This is a genomic window from Microvirga sp. P4_G7, assembly GCF_056401005.1.
On record NZ_JBFUKD010000748.1, the window covers coordinates 1 to 1,691 of the forward strand.

Consider the following 1,691-nt stretch of genomic DNA (forward strand, 5'->3'; position numbering starts at 1 on the left):
GCCCGATAGCCCGGCCCGTCCGCCAGGGCCGGCGATGCGAACGTCATCAAGAGGAATAGTCCAGCACACTTTCGCATCGCGACATCCGAACAAGAGGTTCGGTCTCCTAGGACATGACTCGCCGAAAGCGAAGTCGGTTCGGCAAGACGATCATGTCCAATTCAAAAGAGACGAAATCAGGCCGAATGGCGAATTTCGTTTGCCGATCACGTTCTGTAAGTGGCCTCCGCCGCATCGGCGRTGTCCGGACGCACTCCGGACCACTTGGAAAAGCGCGGCCGCACAACACATGCGGCCGCTCTCTCGTTCAGATCAACGTCCGTTCGACAACGTGCTGCCCATCGAGTGTCACGTGAACCTCCGGCTCGGAAACCGCTTCCGCCGCGCGCTTGAGATCGGGCGTGACGGCCTCCGCGACCAGCATCTTCAACGCGTCGTCGAGCGTCATCGATGTCTGGTCGGGACTGCCGAAGCGGCGGATGGAGACGGTGCGCTCCGCCGCTTCCTTCTTTCCGACGACGAGAAGTACAGGTACTTTGGCGAGCGAGTGTTCGCGAACCTTGTATGTGATCTTCTCGTTGCGCAAATCCGACGTCACCCGCAGGCCGGCCTTGTCGGCCGCGCGCACGACCTCCTGCGCATAACCGTCGCCGTCCGAGGTGATGGTCGCGACAACCACCTGCACGGGCGCGAGCCAGAGCGGGAAGTGCCCGGCGAAATGCTCGATCAGGATACCCGTAAAGCGCTCCATCGATCCGCAGATGGCGCGATGGACCATGCACGGTGTCTTCTTCTGACCGTCATGATCGACATAGAACGCGCCGAAACGCTCAGGCAGATTGAAGTCGACCTGCGTCGTCCCGCATTGCCAATCGCGGCCGATCGCATCACGCAGCACGTACTCGAATTTCGGCCCGTAGAACGCACCTTCGCCCGGATTGATCGCGGTCTTGATACGGCCGCCCGACTGATCCTCGATCTGCTTCAGGACGCGCGTCATCACGTCTTCCGCGTGATCCCACATCTCGTCCGTGCCGACACGCTTATCGGGTCGTGTCGAGAGTTTCACGACGATGTCTTCGAAGCCGAAATCGGCATAGGTCGACAGGATCAGATCGTTGATCTTGAGACATTCGGCCGCGAGTTGATCCTCGGTGCAGAACACATGCGCATCGTCCTGCGTGAACGCGCGCACGCGCATCAATCCGTGCAGCGCTCCCGACGGTTCGTAGCGCGAGACCGCACCGAACTCGGCGAGACGAAGCGGCAGGTCGCGGTAGGATTTCAGACCGTGCTTGAAGATCTGCACATGGCCCGGGCAATTCATCGGCTTGATCGCGAAAACCCGATCGTCCTCGGTCTTGGTGACGAACATGTTCTCCCGGTACCAGCCCCAATGGCCCGACGTTTCCCAGAGCGCCTTGTCGAGGATCTGCGGTGCGTTGACTTCCTGGTAGTCGCCCTTCAGCCGGCGGCGCATGTAGGATGTCAGCTCCTGGAACATCGTCCAGCCCTTCGGATGCCAGAACACGACGCCCGGACCTTCCTCCTGGAAGTGGAAGAGATCCATCTCGCGACCCAGCCGACGGTGATCGCGCTTCTCGGCTTCCTCGAGCTGCATGATGTAGGCGTCGAGATCCTCCTGGGAGGCCCAGGCGGTGCCGTAGATGCGTGTCAGCATCGGGTTGTTG

General features: G+C 60.9%; 1 protein-coding gene. It reads right to left on the reverse strand.

Going from position 1 to position 1,691, the window contains the following annotated elements:
• Nucleotides 1–307: 307 nt before the first annotated feature.
• The coding region (thrS, locus tag AC1DT3_RS20270; RefSeq protein ID WP_477467008.1) for a threonine--tRNA ligase at nt 308–1,691 on the reverse strand (1,384 nt) is incomplete at its 5' end.